Origin of the sequence: Methylobacterium sp. UNCCL125, assembly GCF_900116795.1 — a bacterium.
Taxonomy (GTDB): Bacteria; Pseudomonadota; Alphaproteobacteria; order Rhizobiales; family Beijerinckiaceae; genus Methylobacterium; species Methylobacterium fujisawaense.
The window spans coordinates 1-16,455 of sequence record NZ_FPBW01000045.1 but is presented as its reverse complement, the minus strand read 5'-3'; the positions used below and the strand labels follow the sequence as shown (position 1 = coordinate 16,455).

At 69.6% G+C, this 16,455-nt stretch carries 15 protein-coding genes and 1 pseudogene; 11 read left to right on the top strand and 5 right to left on the bottom strand.

Features of this window, described 5'->3' with window-relative positions; translation table 11 throughout:
* Positions 1-239: 239 nt before the first annotated feature.
* From BM396_RS29415 to BM396_RS29365, 11 genes and pseudogenes are all read left to right on the top strand, one after another.
* Positions 240-440, top strand: coding sequence for a heavy-metal-associated domain-containing protein (locus BM396_RS29415; protein WP_043346024.1), 201 nt, complete (start codon positions 240-242; stop codon positions 438-440).
* Positions 441-527: 87 nt separating this feature from the next.
* Positions 528-953: a hypothetical protein gene (locus BM396_RS29410; protein ID WP_043346022.1), complete on the top strand. Its 426-nt coding sequence runs from the start codon at positions 528-530 to the stop codon at positions 951-953.
* Between the two features lie 81 nt (positions 954-1,034).
* The gene (locus BM396_RS29405; protein ID WP_043346021.1) at positions 1,035-1,445 is read left to right on the top strand and encodes a FixH family protein; all 411 of its coding nucleotides are present in this window, start codon (positions 1,035-1,037) and stop codon (positions 1,443-1,445) included.
* Entirely contained in the window at positions 1,442-3,028 is a 1,587-nt protein-coding gene (locus BM396_RS29400; protein ID WP_043387240.1) for an efflux RND transporter periplasmic adaptor subunit, read from the top strand. The genes BM396_RS29405 and BM396_RS29400 overlap by 4 nt, the downstream gene beginning before the upstream one ends.
* A complete protein-coding gene (locus tag BM396_RS29395; protein ID WP_043387238.1) occupies positions 3,025-6,198 on the top strand; it encodes an efflux RND transporter permease subunit in 3,174 nt (1,057 codons plus the stop codon). The genes BM396_RS29400 and BM396_RS29395 overlap by 4 nt, the downstream gene beginning before the upstream one ends.
* A 38-nt stretch (positions 6,199-6,236) precedes the next feature.
* Positions 6,237-6,982 (top strand): annotated as a pseudogene (locus tag BM396_RS29390) (glutaredoxin family protein).
* Positions 6,979-7,728: a DUF4396 domain-containing protein gene (locus BM396_RS29385; protein ID WP_043387236.1), complete on the top strand. Its 750-nt coding sequence runs from the start codon at positions 6,979-6,981 to the stop codon at positions 7,726-7,728. Before BM396_RS29390 ends, BM396_RS29385 begins: the two are co-directional and overlap by 4 nt.
* Positions 7,729-8,096: 368 nt before the next feature.
* Entirely contained in the window at positions 8,097-8,807 is a 711-nt protein-coding gene (locus BM396_RS29380) for a TIGR04282 family arsenosugar biosynthesis glycosyltransferase (RefSeq protein ID WP_043387234.1), read from the top strand.
* Positions 8,804-10,099, top strand: a complete 1,296-nt coding sequence (locus tag BM396_RS29375; RefSeq protein WP_051976237.1) for an MptA/MptB family glycosyltransferase — start codon at positions 8,804-8,806, stop codon at positions 10,097-10,099. Before BM396_RS29380 ends, BM396_RS29375 begins: the two co-directional genes overlap by 4 nt.
* Positions 10,096-11,169: a radical SAM protein gene (locus tag BM396_RS29370; protein ID WP_043345667.1), complete on the top strand. Its 1,074-nt coding sequence runs from the start codon at positions 10,096-10,098 to the stop codon at positions 11,167-11,169. Before BM396_RS29375 ends, BM396_RS29370 begins: the two co-directional genes overlap by 4 nt.
* Positions 11,166-11,888 carry a glycosyltransferase family 2 protein gene (locus BM396_RS29365; protein ID WP_043387232.1) on the top strand — a complete coding sequence of 241 codons (723 nt, stop codon included), beginning with the start codon at positions 11,166-11,168 and terminating at the stop codon, positions 11,886-11,888. Before BM396_RS29370 ends, BM396_RS29365 begins: the two co-directional genes overlap by 4 nt.
* Positions 11,889-11,898: 10 nt before the next feature.
* On the opposite strand, the gene BM396_RS29360 is transcribed toward BM396_RS29365, so the two are convergent.
* The 5 genes from BM396_RS29360 to BM396_RS29340 form a co-directional block, all read right to left on the bottom strand.
* A complete protein-coding gene (locus tag BM396_RS29360) occupies positions 11,899-12,561 on the bottom strand; it encodes a hypothetical protein (protein ID WP_043345662.1) in 663 nt (220 codons plus the stop codon).
* A 30-nt stretch (positions 12,562-12,591) separates the two neighbouring features.
* Positions 12,592-14,151, bottom strand: coding sequence for a PhnE/PtxC family ABC transporter permease (locus BM396_RS29355; RefSeq protein WP_075379934.1), 1,560 nt, complete (start codon positions 14,149-14,151; stop codon positions 12,592-12,594).
* The gene (locus tag BM396_RS29350; protein ID WP_043345651.1) at positions 14,148-14,828 is read right to left on the bottom strand and encodes an ATP-binding cassette domain-containing protein; all 681 of its coding nucleotides are present in this window, start codon (positions 14,826-14,828) and stop codon (positions 14,148-14,150) included. The genes BM396_RS29355 and BM396_RS29350 overlap by 4 nt, the downstream gene beginning before the upstream one ends.
* Before the next feature lie 13 nt (positions 14,829-14,841).
* A complete protein-coding gene (locus BM396_RS29345) occupies positions 14,842-15,726 on the bottom strand; it encodes a putative selenate ABC transporter substrate-binding protein (RefSeq protein WP_043387230.1) in 885 nt (294 codons plus the stop codon).
* A 464-nt stretch (positions 15,727-16,190) separates the two neighbouring features.
* On the bottom strand, positions 16,191-16,455 hold a 265-nt coding region (locus BM396_RS29340), incomplete at its 5' end, for an integrase core domain-containing protein (RefSeq protein WP_139239571.1).

Sequence of the window (16,455 nt, the reverse complement as noted above, 5' to 3'; positions counted from 1 at the left end):
CAAATCCCGAAACCGGACGTTTGCTCCGTCAACTCCAGGACGGCAAAGTGCCTCCCCGGGCAGATCGTGCCGGACTGTCTTTACACGGATTGCCTCGGCCGGGGGGCATCTCCAACGATCATCAGGCGGAAGCGGCCGCCCGGATGCGCAGGTCTCGGTCTGAGGACATCATTCCGCCCCTTGACCTTCCAACGGTGGGAAGCCCCATCTCCTCGGGACATCGTCCGAAGGAGAGCGTCATGATCCATTTGAAGGTCGAGAAAGTGGGCTGCGGCGGCTGCGCCAAGTCCGTGACCCGCGCCGTGCAGGCCATCGAGCCGAACGCAGGCGTCGCGGTCGACCTGGGGGCGAAGCTGGTCACCGTGTCGGGAACCAGGGGATCGGCCGACCGGATCGCCCGGGCCATCGCAGAGGCCGGCTATCCGGCCGAGCCCGCCTGAGCCAAGCGCAACCAACCGGCGCGTTCGCCGTTCCTGAGACCGTCAGCCGGACTTTCGCGCCGGCCCGGAATTTGGCATCTTGGATTCGTGACGTTCTGGCTCGCCCTCCGGCGACTGTTGCCGCTCTTGGCGGTCCTCAGTCTCGCCCTGACGCCGGTGACCGCTCCCGCGGCCACCGCGGGCATGCACGCCGCGATGCCGGCCGCCGTCCACGACCATCACGGCCACGCCATGCCTGTCATGGTCATGGCCGACGACGGCTCCGGTCGGATCGACATGGCGGATATGGCCATGGACGACATGCCCTGCTGTCCGCACGAGAAGGCGGCCAAGCCGGACTGCGCCAAGGACTGCCCGCTGATGGCCCTGTGCCTCGCCCCCGTCGCCTCGCTCCTGCCCACAGCGGTCGTCCTCCCGGCGCCCGTCGGAACGCGGGCGGCCTTGGCCTGGCCCGCGGCACCCCCGTTCGCGAGCGTGCACGGGACGCCGCTACCCGAGCCTCCCCGAGCCTGAACCCGATGCCGCCGGCGTGAGCGCCGGCACGATGCCGCGTGCCTGCGCGCCGGCACCCATCGCGTTCAGGAGATGACACCCGTGACCAAGAACACCCTCGCGCGCCCGCTCAAGGCGGCGCTGCTCGGTGCCGTGCTATCGGTGCCGGCTCTCACCTCGTCCGCATTTGCGGACACCAAGAACTACCAGTTCCAACTCGTCCAGCAGGAGGCCAAAGTCGGCGATGCCGTCCTCGCCGTCCGGCTGGTGGACAAGCGCAGCGGCAAGCCGGTGACCGACGCCGTGGTCTTCGCCAAGCGGCTCGACATGGCGCCCGACGCCATGGAGGAGATGGCCACCAAGGTCGAGCAGGTGCCCTCGACCGAGCCCGGCATCTACCGCTTCAAGGCCCATCTCGGAATGCAGGGCCGCTGGCGCCTGTCGCTGGCCGCGAAGGTCCAGGGCGAGACCGGCACGGTCGAGGACAAGCTGATCATCCAGGCCGGGAAATGAACCGGTCCGCATGGCTCGCCGGGGCCCTCGCCGCGCTCGCGGCGGGGTCCGCCGGGTATTGGACCGGGCACGACGGTCCCGCCGTGTCCGACCTTGCGGGTCGGGTGGCGGGGAGCCTGCCGACCGCGCTCGTGGACAGGGCGCGGGACGGCCTCGCTCGCCTGGTGCCGTCGGCGCCGGTGTCGGCGGCGGCTCGTCCCGCCGCCCCGTCCGGCCCGGTCGTCTACTACCGGGACCCGGACGGGAAGCCGGTCTACTCGCTCGCGCCGATGGTCACGGGGGACGGTCGGGAGTTCCGGGCAGTCCACGCCAGCGAGGACGTGCGCTTCGACGTGGAGGACGCCGAGGCCACGGCCATGCCCGCCGGCATGGCGGCTCAAGACATGGGCAAGGACGGTATGGGCAAGGGCGGCATGGCGGCCGGGGCGGCCGGGGCGGCCGGGGCGGCCGGGGCGGCCGGGCCTGGCCCGGGCAATCGGCGTGTCCTGTACTACCGCAACCCCATGGGACTGCCAGACACCTCGCCGGTGCCGAAGAAGGACTCGATGGGGATGGACTACATCCCCGTCTACGCGGGCGAGGACGAGGGCGGGAACGTCGTGACCGTCTCGCCCGGCAAGGTCCAACGCACCGGCGTGCGGACCGAGGTCGTGGACCGGCGGGTCGTGGCGCAGCCGGTGCGCGTGCCCGGCACGGTCGCCCTCGACGAGCGGCGCGTGACCGTCATCGCGACCCGGTCCGACGCCTACGTCGACCACGTCGAGAACGTCACCACCGGCGACCGCGTCCGTAAGGGACAGGCGCTGGTCCACGTCTACTCGCCCGAGATCAACGCGGCCGCGGCCCAGCTCATCGCCAACCCGGGGTTCGACGGGGCGCGCCGCAGGCTCCAGAACCTGAATGTCTCAGAGGCCGTCATCGACGAGATGGAGCGCACCCGGAAGGTGCCGATGGCCATCACCTGGTCCTCTCCGCGCGACGGCCTCGTCCTGCAGCGGACCGCCGTCGAGGGCATGAAGGCCGCCGCCGGCGACACCCTGCTCCGGATCGGCGACATCTCGACGATGTGGGTGTTGGCCGACGTGCCCGAGCGCGACCTCGCCGCGGTGCGCGTGGGCCAGCCCGTCACCGTCCGCCTTCGCTCGGCCCCGGGGAAGACCTTTTCCGGCAAGGTCGCGGTGATTTACCCTCAGGTGAACGCCGACACCCGAGCGACGCGGGTGCGCATCGAGCTGCCGAACCCGGACGGCTCGCTGCTGCCCGACATGTACGCCGAGGTCCAGATCGACACCGGCGACGCCAAGCCGGTGGTGGCGGTCCCCGACGACGCCGTCATCGACACCGGCGAACGCCAGGTCGTGCTCCTCGACCGGGGCGAGGGCCGATTCGAGCCCAAGGAGGTGAAGGTCGGCGTCCGCGGCGAGGGCTTCACCGAGATCCGGGACGGCGTCTCGGCCGGCGACCGGGTGGTCACGGCGGCGAACTTCCTCATCGACGCCGAGAGCAACCTCAAGGCGGCGCTCCAGTCCCTGGCCGCCCCGAAGGACGGCCGGCAGGCCGCGAACGCGGGAGGCAGGCGGTGATCGCGCGTCTCATCGGCTGGTCCGCCCGCAACCTCGTCCTCGTGCTGGTCGGGACCGTGTTCGCGGTCGCGGGCGGCGTGCTCGCGCTGCGGACGCTGCCGCTTGACGCCATCCCCGACCTCTCGGACGTGCAGGCCATCGTCTACACCGAGTATCCGGGCCAGGCGCCCCAGGTGGTCGAGGACCAGGTCACCTATCCGCTAACCACCGCCATGCTGACGGTGCCGAAGGCGAAGGTGGTCCGCGGCTTCTCGTTCTTCGGTGGGTCCTTCGTCTACGTGATCTTCGAGGACGGCACCGACCCTTACTGGGGCCGGTCCCGGGTGCTGGAGTACCTGAACGCGGCGGCGAACCGCCTGCCTGCCGGCGTGACGCCGACGCTGGGCCCCGACGCGACCGGCGTGGGCTGGGTCTACCAATACGTCGTCGTGGCGAAGGAGCGGACCCTTGCGGAGCTGCGCTCGCTCCAGGACTGGGTCGTGCGGTTCGGCGCTTCGCGGGCCGAAGGCGTGGCCGAGGTCGCGGGCGTCGGCGGCTTCGTGAAGCAGTACAACGTCGTCGTCGACCCGAACCGCCTGCGAGCCCAGGGCATCTCCCTCAACAAGCTTCGGGACGCGATCCGCACGAGCAATGCCGACGTCGGCGGCCGCACGGTCGAACTGTCCGAGTTCGAGTTCATGGTGCGCGGCCGCGGCTACCTGAGGAGCATCGCCGACATCGAGAACATCGTCCTCAAGACCGCCGGCGGCACGCCGCTGCGGGTCCGGGACGTCGCCCGCGTCGAACTCGGGCCGGACGAGCGGCGCGGCATCACCGAGATGAACGGCGAGGGCGAGGTCGCGGGCGGCATCGTCCTACAGCGCTTCGGCGCGAACGCCCTCAGCGTCATCGAGGGGGTCAAGGCGAAGCTCGCCGAGGTGGCCAAGAGCCTGCCGGCCGGCACCGAGATCCTGCCGGTCTACGACCGCTCGCAACTCATCGAGGCGGCCATCGACACCCTGCGGCACACGTTGGTCGAGGAGAGCATCGTCGTCTCCCTGGTCTGCGTGGTGTTCCTCCTGCACATCCGCAGCGCGCTCGTGGCCATCCTGATGCTGCCGGTCGGCATCCTGATGGCGCTCGCGGGCATGAAGGCGCTCGGAATCGGCGCCAATATCATGAGCCTCGGCGGCATCGCCATCGCGGTCGGCGCCATGATCGATGCCGCCATCGTCATGATCGAGAACGCCCACAAGCACCTGGAGCGGGCGCCGCCGGGCAAGCCCCGGGTCGAGATCCTGGTCGAGGCCGCGAGCGAGGTCGGGCCGTCGCTGTTCTTCTCGCTCCTCGTCATCACGGTGAGCTTCCTGCCGATCTTCACCCTGGAGAGCCAGGAGGGGCGGCTGTTCGGGCCGCTCGCCTACACCAAGACCTTCGCCATGGCGGCGGCCGCGCTCCTGTCGGTGACGCTCGTCCCGGCGCTGATGGTGCTATTCGTGCGCGGGCGGATCGTCCCGGAGCACCGCAACGCGCTCAACCGCCTGCTCATCTGGCTGTACCGGCCCCTCATCGCGGGCGTCCTGCGGGCGCGGGTGCTCACCATCCTGCTCGCCGTGGGCGTGCTGGCGGCGACAGTCTGGCCCGCCCGGCAGCTCGGCTCCGAGTTCATGCCCGACCTCGACGAGGGCAGCCTGCTCTACATGCCGACCACCCTGCCGGGGATCTCGGTGACCAAGGCCGGTGAGCTGCTGGCGACCCAGGACCGGATCATCAAGTCCTTTCCCGAGGTCGCCTCCGTCTACGGGAAGGCGGGCCGCGCCAACACGGCCACCGACCCGGCGCCCATGGAGATGTTCGAGACGGTCATCGCCCTGAAGCCAAAGGCGGAGTGGCGCCCCGGCGTCACCCTCGCCAGCCTCAAGGAGGAGATGGACAAGGCGCTGCAGTTCCCCGGCGTGTCGAACGCCTGGACGCAGCCGATCCGCGCCCGCATCGACATGCTCTCGACCGGCATCCGTACGCCGGTCGGCATCAAGGTCCTCGGGACCGACCTCAAGCAGATGGAGGGGGTCGCCCGGCAAGTCGAGGCAGTCGTCCGGGCGGTGCCGGGCACGTCGAGCGCCTACGCCGAGCGGGTGATCGGCGGCTACTTCCTCGACATCACCCCCGACCGGGAGGCGCTGGGCCGTTACGGGCTGATGGTCGGCGACGTGCAGGACGTCATCGCGACGGCGCTCGGCGGGCAGGCCGTGACGAACACGGTCGAGGGGCGGGAGCGCTACACCGTCAACGTGCGATACCCGCGCGCCTTCCGCTCGGACCCGCGCGCCATCGCCGATGAGGTGCAGGTGCCCCTGCCGGCCGGCGGCACGGTGCCCCTGCGCGAGGTGGCCAAGGTGGAGATGACGCGGGGGCCGACCTCGATCCGCACCGAGAACGGGCAGCTCGCGGTCTACATTTTCGTCGACATCGCCGGACGCGACCTCGGCGGCTACGTGGCCGAGGCGCGCAAGGCCGTGGCCGACGAGGTGACGCTGCCCCAGGGCACGACGCTCCAGTGGAGCGGGCAATACGAGTACCTGGAGCGGGCCGAGGCGCGGCTTCGGATCGTCGTGCCGCTGACGCTGCTCGTCGTCTTCCTGCTCCTCTTCCTGAACTTCCGGCGGCTGACCGAGACGCTCATCGTGATGCTGTCGCTGCCGTTCGCCTTGGTCGGCGGGGTGTGGCTGCTGTGGTGGATGGGCTTCAACATGTCGGTAGCCGTCGCGGTGGGATTCATCGCGCTCGCCGGCGTCGCCGCCGAGACGGGGGTGATCATGCTGGTCTACCTCGACCACGCCTGGGACGAGGTGCGGGCCGGGTGCAGCCGCGAGGAGCGCCCCCCGACGCGGGCGGACCTGCGCGGCGCCATCATGGTCGGCGCGGTCGAGCGGGTACGGCCCAAGATGATGACGGTGGTCGCCATCATGGCCGGTCTCGTCCCGATCCTATGGAGCACCGGCTCGGGCTCGGAGGTCATGCAGCGCATCGCCGTGCCGATGATCGGCGGCATGGTCTCCTCCACCGCGCTGACCCTCGTGGTGATCCCCGCCGTCTACGCGCTCGTGAAGGGCTGGACGCTGCCGCCGGGCAACCAATCCCAGGCGACGGCCGTCGAGGAGCCGACACATCACCGGGTCGCCGCCGAGTAGCGACGCCGGCGCCCCAACCTGCATCGAAGGAGCAACTCATGCCGTCACCGGCCCGCAAGGCCGTCCTCTACCGGATGGTCACGCCCGAGCACACCTGCCCTACGGCCTGAAGGCCAGGGACCTCCTCGAACGCCAGGGCTTCGCGGTCGAGGACCACCTGCTGACCACGCGCGAGGAGATCGACCGGTTCAAGGACGAGTACCACGTCAAGTCGACGCCGCAGACCTTCATCAATGGCGAGCGGGTCGGCGGCTTCGACGATCTCCAGCACCACTTCGGCAAGGCCGCCAACGACCCGAGCAAGCCGACCTACACGCCCGTCTTCGCGGTGTTCACGATGACGGCGCTGATGGCCCTGGCGGCGAGCCACGCCGTCTACGGCACCCCGTTCACGATGCGCGCCGCCGCGTGGTTCATCGCATTCAGCATGTGCGTGCTCGCCCTCTTGAAGCTGCAGGACGTGGAGAGCTTCTCCTCGATGTTCATGGGCTACGACCTGCTGGGACAACGCTGGGTCCGCTACGCTTACGCCTACCCGTTTCTGGAGGGCATCGCCGGCGTGCTGATGGTCGCGGGCGCCCTGAACTGGATCTCGATCCCGGTGGCTCTGTTCATCGGCTCGGTCGGGGCGGTCTCGGTGTTCAAGGCGGTCTACGTCGACAAGCGGGACATCACGTGCGCCTGCGTCGGCGGGTCGAGCAAGGTGCCGCTCGGCTTCGTCTCGCTCACCGAGAACGTGATGATGGTCGCCATGGCCCTCTGGATGCTGGCGGTGCACCATTGAGCGCCGCCTTCGCCGCACCGGGCTGGCTTCACGCCCTCTCCGTCGCGTCCCTCTTGCTGGGTGCCGCGTGCTCGCTCGTGTTGTCGGTGCAGGTGATCCGGCACCCGCAGCACATGACGGTGATGAACGTCGTGTGGCCGGTGTGCGCCCTGTTCGGCACGCTCGCCGTGGTCTGGGCCTACTTCCGCTACGGGCGGCTCGGCACGATGGAGGCGCACCACCAGGCGATGGAGCGAAACGAGAAGCCCCCCAACATGACGCAGACGCCGTTCCCGGTGATGGTCGGAACGGGGGCGCTCCACTGCGGCAGCGGCTGCATGCTGGGCGACGTCGCCGCCGAGTGGCTGGCCTTCCTGGTGCCGGCGGTGGCGGTCTGGTTCGGCTGGCACTCGCTGTTCGAGCAGAAGATCTACGCGGTCTGGGTGCCGGATTTCGTCTTCGCCTACGCGCTCGGCATTGTGTTCCAGTATTACGCCATCGTGCCGATGCGGGGGCTCTCGCCGGGCGAGGGACTGGTCGCCGCGATCAAAGCCGACACCCTGTCGCTGATATCGTGGCAGGTTGGCATGTACGGCTTCATGGCCTTTGCTCAGTTCGTCCTATTCCCGCACCTCGTGGGGGACCGGGCGCCGGTGAACTCGGTCGAGTTCTGGGCCGCCATGCAGGTCGCAATGGTGGCGGGCTGCCTGACCAGCTACCCGGTGAACTGGTGGCTCGTCAGTGCCGGCATCAAGGAGCGGATGTAGGTCGGAGGGCTGCTTTATGAGTTTGAAGCCTAAGAGCTGACCGGCGGGAAACCACCCAACTCAGCCGTTCAGAGGCGGCCGCCAAGGAGGCCGAAACTGACCGAAAGCGGCTGGTCCGCTTCCGGGTGCGGTCATGGCAAGAGCGGACAGCCCTTCTCCCGGAGGCTCGCGCCACACTACACGTCCAGCCAGTGCGGGCTCGAATGGTCCGGCGCCGGCATCCCGTAGAACCTCATCGGCCGCGAGGGCCATACCCCGGTCGCACTTTGTGATTTGGCTTTCCAGCAACAATTTGCTCTCTCTTTGCCGCGGACGCATCGTCCCATTACAGTTTCAGGCGCGCGGCGCTGCGCCGACATGAGGGACGCATGACGGCAGCGCTCGGGATCATGTGCAAGGCCCCGCGCCCCGGCCTGACCAAGACACGCCTTGCCGCACGCCTCGGCCCGGAGAAGGCAGCACGTCTCGCTGCCTGTTTCCTGGCGGATGTCGCCGGTGTCGTGCTCGCGGTCCCGGAGGCGCTGGGCAGGCAGGGATACGGCATCTATGCGCCCGCGGGATCGGAGGCCGAGCTCGCTGCCATCCTGCCGCACGCCTTCCGCCTGCTGCTTCAAGAAGGATCCGATTTCGGGGTCATTCTCGGAACAGCCGTGCGTCGTCTGCTGACCGAGCAGGCGCACGACTGCGTCGTGCTGATCAACGCCGACTCTCCGACCCTGCCCGCATCGCTGCTCACGGACACCGTCACCACCCTGCGACGGTCCGGAGACCGCGTGGTGCTGGGGCCCGCCATCGACGGCGGCTACACGCATATCGGGTTGAAGGCCGACCATCCCGAACTCTTCGCCGGCATCCCGTGGAGCACGGACGCAGTGCTGGCCCGTACGCTGGAGCAGGCCGCCGCAATCGGCCTGGAGGTTAAGGTGCTTCCCCATTGGTACGACATCGACGACGCGGCGACATTCCGCCTCCTTCAGGATGAGATCGCGGGAATCCCGCCGGCGTTCGCTGCGGACGGCATCGTCGGGGGGCAGGCGCCCGCGACGCGCGCGCTGCTGACCCAATGGCGTGACGCGTGAGCCCTGTCCGGCGCCTGACGGCCCTCGGCATCGCCGGAACCGTGCTGATCGGGCTCGGCATGCCGCTTCTTCAGGGCTTCGGCGACGATGCGTTCCTGGCGCTCGCCTGCGCCGGTGGCGTGATCGCCGCCCTGGCCGCGCGCCTGGAGGAAATCCCGGGGCCCCGGGCCCTGGCCATCATCGTCGGGGCCGGCCTCGCGATGCGGCTCCTCGCGCTGCCCGCGCCGCCGATCCTGTCGACCGACATCTTCCGCTACGTCTGGGACGGAATCGTGCAGAGCGCCGGGATCAACCCCTATCGCTACGTCCCGGCCGACCCGGTACTGGCGTTCCTGCGCGACGCGCAGGTCTACCCGTTCATCAACCGCGCCGACTACGCGGTGACCATCTACCCCCCGATCGCGCAGGCGTTCTTCCTCCTCGTCACCCGCATCTCGGCGAGCCCGCTCGCCATCAAGATCGCCCTCGTGGCGTGCGAGGCGGTGACGATCTTCGCCCTGGTCGGTCTGCTGCGGCTCACGGGACAGTCGGAGACCCGCGTGGCGGCCTACGCTTGGCATCCGCTCCCGATCTGGGAGATCGCGGGCCAGGGCCATATCGACGGCGTGATGATCGCCCTGACGATGCTCGGCCTGTGGCTGGCCCTGGCCGTCGGCCGGCGCTACGCGGGCGCGACATCGGTGGTGCTGGGGGCGCTGGCCAAGCCGTTCGCCCTGATCGCGCTGCCCGGCCTGTGGCGACCCTGGGACTGGCGGATGGTCGCCCTCGTGCCGGTCGTCATCGCGCTGGCCTATCTGCCCTACCTGTCCGTCGGGAGCGGCGTGCTCGGCTTTCTCGCGACGGGATACGCCGACGAGCAGGGCCTGTCCTCGGGCACCGGCTTCACACTGCTGCGGCTTTGGCGGCAGGCGGTCGGCCAGTGGCCGCACGACACCCAGATCTACCTGGCCCTGTGCCTGACGATCCTGGCGGTCCTCGCGCTGCGGACCGGATTCCGAAGGATCCGGACGCCGGAGCGGAGCCTGCGCGACATCAATTGTTCGATCGTGATGTTACTCTTCCTGCTGTCACCCGAATTCCCATGGTATCTCTTGCTGGCCGTGCCGTTCTTGAGCGTCGCCGCCACGCTTCCAGGTTGGGTCCTCACGGTGGGAGGCTTCATGCTCTACGACGTCGTCCCCGGCGATCCGCAGCTGCCCTACGAGGCCCGCTCGGCGATCCTCGCCGCCCTGGTGGCGGCGGCGTCGCTCGTGCACGTCGAACTCCGCCGCCGCTCCGGACTCACCCGATGACCGCAGCCACCCACCTCGCCACGCCGGCCATCGACCCGCGTCGCTATCACGAGGCGGCGCCGCGGACGGTCGAGACCGTCGTCGAGCGGCTGCCGGTCTGCCTCTATCTGGAGGTGACGAACCGCTGCAACCTGCTCTGCACCACCTGTCCGCGCACCTATGTCGAGCTCGAGCCGCCGGCCGACATGAGCTGGGACCTGTTCACGCGCATCGTCGATCAGGTGCCGGATCTCAGCCGCGCCGTGCTTCACGGGGTCGGCGAGCCGATGCTGGTCAAGGACCTGCCCCGGATGGTGCGCTACCTCAAGGATCGCGGAACCTACGTCCTGTTCAACACCAACGGCACGGTGCTGTCCGAGAAGAACGGACGGGCCCTGATCGAGGCCGGCCTGGACGAGCTGCGCGTCTCGCTCGATGCGTCGACACGCGCCTCGTACATCACCGTGCGCGGAAAGGACTATTTCGAACGGATTTTGAAGAACGTCCGGGCCTTCCGGGCGCTGCAGGAGCGCGAGGGCCACGCGAAGCCCCGGGTCTCGGCTTGGCTCACCGGGCTCAAGGAGACCCTGCCGGAGCTGCCCGCCTTCGTGCGGGTGGCGGCCGAGGCCGGCGTGAAGGAGGTCTACCTCCAGCGGCTGGTCTACTTCGCGGACGACGCCCTCGGCATGGCGCGGCCCGATCAGGCCCTCTACGAGCGCATGGAGGCGGACGAGGCCCATTACCTGTCCGAAGCCGAGGCGGTCGCACGCGCGCTCGGGCTCACCTTCTCGGCGTCCGGGGCGGCGAGCGAGCCGGGGATGAGCCTGCGTCGCGACACCGACGGCTCGCCCTGGTCCCTGTGCCGCCGGCCCTGGAACGTGATGTACGTCACCGCCAACGGCCGGGCGCTGCCATGCTGCATCGCGCCATTCTCGCAGCGCGGCTACGAGAACTACACCCTCGGCGACGCCACGCAGGACACCCTGCGGGCGATCTGGAATGGCCCGGCCTACGTGGATTTCCGGGCCGCCCTTCTCTCCGACACGCCGCCGCAGGCCTGCGGCAATTGCGGGCTCCGCTGGAGCCTGTGACCGCCGAAGCCTTCGTCACCGCCATCGTGCCCTGCCTCGACGAGGAGGCCGCGATCGGCGCCGTCGTGGCGGGTCTCCTGGCGCACGGGGCCGATGCGGTCCTCGTCGTCGATGGCGGCTCGCGGGATGCGACCCGCGATCGGGCCGCCGCGTCGGGCGCGCGCGTCCTCGTGGAGCGCCGCCGCGGTTACGGCCGGGCGATCCAGACCGGGATCGCCGCGCTGCCGCCGGAGACCCGCATCGTCCTGTTCGTCGACGGCGACGGCAGCGACCGGCTCGACTGCGCGCCGGCCCTCCTCGATCCGATCCGCGCCAACCTGGCGGATTTCGTGCACGGCTCCCGGATCCGCGGCGACCGCGAGCCGGGCGCCATGAGCCCCCAGCAGATCGTCGCCGGTCACCTCGCCGGCTGGCTGCTGCGGCTCACCTACGGGGCCCGCTTCACCGACATGTCCCCGTTCCGGGCGATCCGCCGCGACGCGCTGGAGCGCCTCGGCATGCGGGACGAGACCTACGGCTGGAATCTGGAGATGCTGATGCGCGCCTCGGCGGCGGGCCTGCGCTGCGCGGAGGTCGCCGTCGGGCAGCGGCCGCGGCAGGGCGGCGCCTCCAAGGTCTCGGGGGACTGGCGGGTGGGGATGCGCGCCGCCTGGGTGATCGGCACGACCTTCCTGCGCCTCGCCCGCGCCCTGTCCCGCGAGGGCCGCCCGGCCGGCTGACCGGCCGCTCTCAGGTCGCGATGCGGACGAGGTTCGCGGCCCATCCGAAGGTGAGGCCGGGCGGGTACCGGCGGCGCAGTTCGGCGTCGAGGCCGAGGCTGCGACCCGCTCCGAACACGCTGAACAGGGCCATGAGGCCGCCGAGGAAGACGTAGGTCCACGGCCATTCCTGCGGATGCAGGTAGAGGCCGAGCCAGAGCTGCGCCACGAAGACGACGCCGATCGCCCCGACGATCCGGACGCCGAGCCCGAGGAGCAGCGAGACCGCGAAGGTCAGCTCCGTGAAGAAGACCATCACGTCCAGGATGTAGAAGTTCGGCGTCGGCAGCAGCACGCCCTTCACAAACTCCCGGTGGATCGCGAAGGCGGCGTTGGTCACCTCCTCACCGGTCCAATAATAGAGCCCGTTCTCGGTGGAGAAGAGCGGCAGCTTCCAAAGCATGCCCTGGAACCACATGCCGCCGATCAGGGCGCGCAGCGCCCACAGGGTGACGTCGCGGCCGGTCCGCTGGGCCGGATCCTCGATCCATTCCCGGATCGCGATGACGATGCTGGCCAGGACCAGCAGGGCGAGACCGGCCGCGACCAGCCAGCGCCCCCAACCGAGGGCGACCTCGTCGCTCTGCTGCCCGATCAGGAACAGCCACGTATCGGTGAACGGATCCGTCCGCATCGTTTCGATCCTCTCAAGGGCCGCGCGCCGTCAGGTACAGGCCGCCCGCAGCGGCGGGTCGGCCGCGGACCCGTGCAGGGGTTTGGACAGCCGTGTCGGCAGATCGGCGAGGCGCAGCGACCGGCGCAGGGCCCGGGACAGCGCGTCGACCATCGCGGTCAGGAGCGCCGTGGCGACGATCAGCAGCACAGCGACGTCCAGGCGCAACTCCGAGATCGCGGCATCGACGTAGAAGCCGAGCGTCGCCACGCCGAGAATGCCGAAGATCGCGCTCTCGCGCAGGATCAGCTCCCAGCGGTAGAGCAGGTAGGCCAGGAACTGCCCGTAGAGCCGGGGCAGCGTCTCGTAGCTGTAGAGGTTCAGGCCGGTCGGCGCGTCGGGGCGGTAGGCGAGGTCGTCGGCGTGACGCCCCATCAGGAAGCCGACGATGCCGGCATTGTGGATCGTCAGAGCCAGGATCGCCGGCAGCATCGAGGGTCCGAGCAGCTGCAGCAGCACGTAGGCCAGCATGTATTCCGGCGTCGAGCGCACCACCACGAGCAGCACCCGCCCGAAGGGCTGCCCGATCGGCCCGGCAAAACGGCGCGAGGCGAGGGGGAACAGGATGAGCGCACCGAGGCCGGTGGCGACCAGCGCGATCTGCGCCAGCACGAGGGTCTGGAGCGCGCCGGGCAGGATCTGCTCTGTCACGATCGGCCGGAGCCACAGCCAGAACCGGCCCCAGGTCACCGGATCGAGGAGCGCGCCGGACCGGAGCGGACTCGGGACGATGTCGTGGCCGAGGAACCGGCCGAGGCTGGTCAGCCAGTCGGTCGATCCGATGGTCTTGGGCAGGACGAGGGCGCTGCCCACGATCAGCACCGGCAGGGTCGAGAGGCGCATCCAGAGGCGGCGGGAGCCGATCAGAGCGTAGAAGACCAGGAGCAGGGCCCCGGCCTCGGCGTAGCGGCCCTGCCGGAAGGCGGATTCGAGGTAGAAGCCCATGGTGGGCAGGCCGATGAAGCCAAGCACCAGGGTCGAGCGCATGGCGCACTCGAACCGGTAGAGCGTGTAGTGCCGGAAGGCCGGGGCGACCTCCGGCAGGCGGGCGTACATGAAAGCCGAGAGGGCGCCGGTCCCCGCCGGCAGGACCCGCAGGGCGGAGAGATCCGCCTCCTCGATGATCTCCGAATAGACCTTCGCGCAGATGCCCGCGTAGGGCAGCGCGATGGCGAGGATGCCGGTGGTCGCCGACAGGCCGAACACCTGCGTTAGCAGCAGCGCCCAGAACAGCTCGTGGACCGAGCGCAGGCCGGCGCAGGCGAGCCGCACGCTCCGGGACCGGGCAAACGGGATCGCGAGGACGAAGCCCGTCCCGGCCCCGAGCGTGACCCCGAGGACCGCGAAGGCGACGGTGTAGACGACGCTCCAGATCTCCACCGCCGGGAAGTCCGGATGGACCAGGCCGGCGAGCAGGCGCTGCAGGTCGGCCCAGGGATGGAGGCTGGTGATCGCGAGGTCGGCGCCAAGCAGCGCCGCTGCGGCACCGCCGACGAACCAGCGGGTCGCCGTCGCGTAGCCCGCGCCGGGCATCAAACGCGCGGCGTTCATGCGGCCTGCCCGTAAAACGGGACGAGGGCCGCCTCGTCCAGGTCGCGGGCGGGCGCGTCGAGGACGATCCGACCCGCATCGAGGACCACGATCCGGTCCGTGTGCGCCAGCGCCAGGGCGATGTCGTGGAGCGCCAGGACGAGGGTCTGGTGGCGGGCGGCCATCCGCTCCAGGATCAAGCCGCCCTGCCTGCGGTCCAGGGCCGAGACCGGCTCGTCGCCGAGCAGGATGGGACGCCCGTTGTAGAGCGCCCGCGCGACCGAGACGCGCTGCTGCTGGCCGCCCGACAGCGCCCCGGCCTTGGCCCGGACCGCGTCGGCGAGCCCGACCTCCCCGAGGATCCCGCTGACCTCAGCGAGATCGGCGCGGGCCGGGAACGCCAGGGTGCGCAGGTTGTGCAGGGTCGAGCGCCGGTCGAGACGGCCCATGTAGACGTTGTGGAAGACCGAGAGCGTCCGCACCAGGGCGGCCGCCTGCGGGATCAGGGCCACCCGCGGCCGGGCCTGGGCGTGGATCAGCCCGAGCAGGGTGGACTTCCCCGCGCCGGATCGACCCATCAGCGCGACGCGCTCGCCCGCCCGGACGGTGAGGTCCACGCCGAACAGGACGGGCTTGCCGTCATAGGCCGCCGTCGCGCCCGACAGAACGACTTCGGCTTCGGCTCGGGGCAGGCTCACGGCAGCGCGCGGCTCAATCCAGCAGGCCCGTGGATTTCGCCACGCGCTCCACCGGCTCGTAGGCGGCGTTGGTCACCGGGATGAACTTCGAGCGCGCGAAGGGCGCGAGGATCGCAGGATCGGTGATGCCGATCAGCGCTGCCTTGAGCCGCTCCGTGAACCCGGCACCGTAGATCGCGTCGACATCGCCGCGCACGGTCCACTGATAATCCGGGAAGGGTGGGCTCTCCCATATGATGCCGACCTCCTTCGGGTCGATCTTGCCGGCCTTGTTGTCCAGATCCCAGACCGAATAGTCCACCGCACCGACCTCGAAGGCCCCGGACTGGACGAGCTGGATCGTGCGACTGTGATCGCCGGAGAAACCAACGCGGGAAAAAACCTCCTCGGGCGTCTTGCCCGGAAAGGCCTCGCGGATGAAGTATTCCGGCATCAGCCGGCCCGAGGTCGAGGCCCGGGAGCCGAAGGTGAAGGTCTTGCCGGCGATCGCCTTCGGGAAGTCGGTCGTGCGCGTCAGGCCCGTCTTGGTGTTGGCGATGAGGTAGGTCTTGAAGGCCGCATCCTCCGCTCCCTGCGCGATCGCCTGGGCCCCGGGCGAGGCTTTGCGGGCCTGGACGCCGGTGAACCCGCCGAACCACGCGAGCTGGACCTGTCCGTTCGTGAAGGCCGTGACCGCTGCCGGGTAGTTCTTCACCGGGAGGTACGTCACCGGCACACCGAGCTTGCCCTCGAGGTACGCGGCGACCTTGCCGAAGCGCTCGACGAGGCGGCTCTCGTCCTGATCGGGGATGCCGGTGAAGACGAAGGCCGGCTTGGCGCCCTGCGCGCCGGCTGCCTGGGGCAGCGCGAGGCAGGCCAGCGCGCCCAGCAACGACCAGCCCAGTGTCCGTCTCAGCATCGAGTGCTCCCGTTCGGATTCCGACTGCGATCGACGCCACGCCGGCATCGATGTCCAATCAACTGACAGCTAGCCCATGTCTAGCGGAGCGCTCGGCGAGCCCTGCTGATCGCGCTTATTCGTGTCACCGCACCGTGCGGTTACCCATCGCGAAGTCGCTTCGCTGCGGCAATCGGCCCGGCGGGCGCTGTCACGACTTCGGCCTGTTCGAATTCGGCCCTGGCGGCTGTCCCGGTGTAGAGAGTAAAGGCCGGCCGCGGTGATCAATCTTGCTGAAGATGTGATGTTACTGATGCGGCTGGCCGTGCGAAGGACGCCATGACGCCCGAAATCGGGCGCCGGTCGCCCGATGGTGCCTGTCGAGATCAGGCGAGAGGATCTGCATGGCCATGGACGCCGGGACGCCGCAGCCTCCGGAGCCGAACATCGTTGATCGGCCCCCACGAGGTGGTCCAAGGTCAAAGTTAGTGCAGGGTTGGTCGCTGGACCACGGCGAGCTTGGCCGGTGCAGCCGGCCTAGCGGCTATAGCTGGCACGAACACCTCTGGCGCTGGCGGCCGGTAGCCCAATGCGCCATGCGGCCGAACCGTATTGTAGTGCCGTCGCCAGCCCTCGATCATGATCTGCGCCTCCTTGAGCGTGTAAAAAATCTCGCCATTCAGCAGCTCGTTGCGTATCTGTGCGTTGAAGCTCTCGACATATCCGTTCTCCCACGGCGAACCAGGGGTG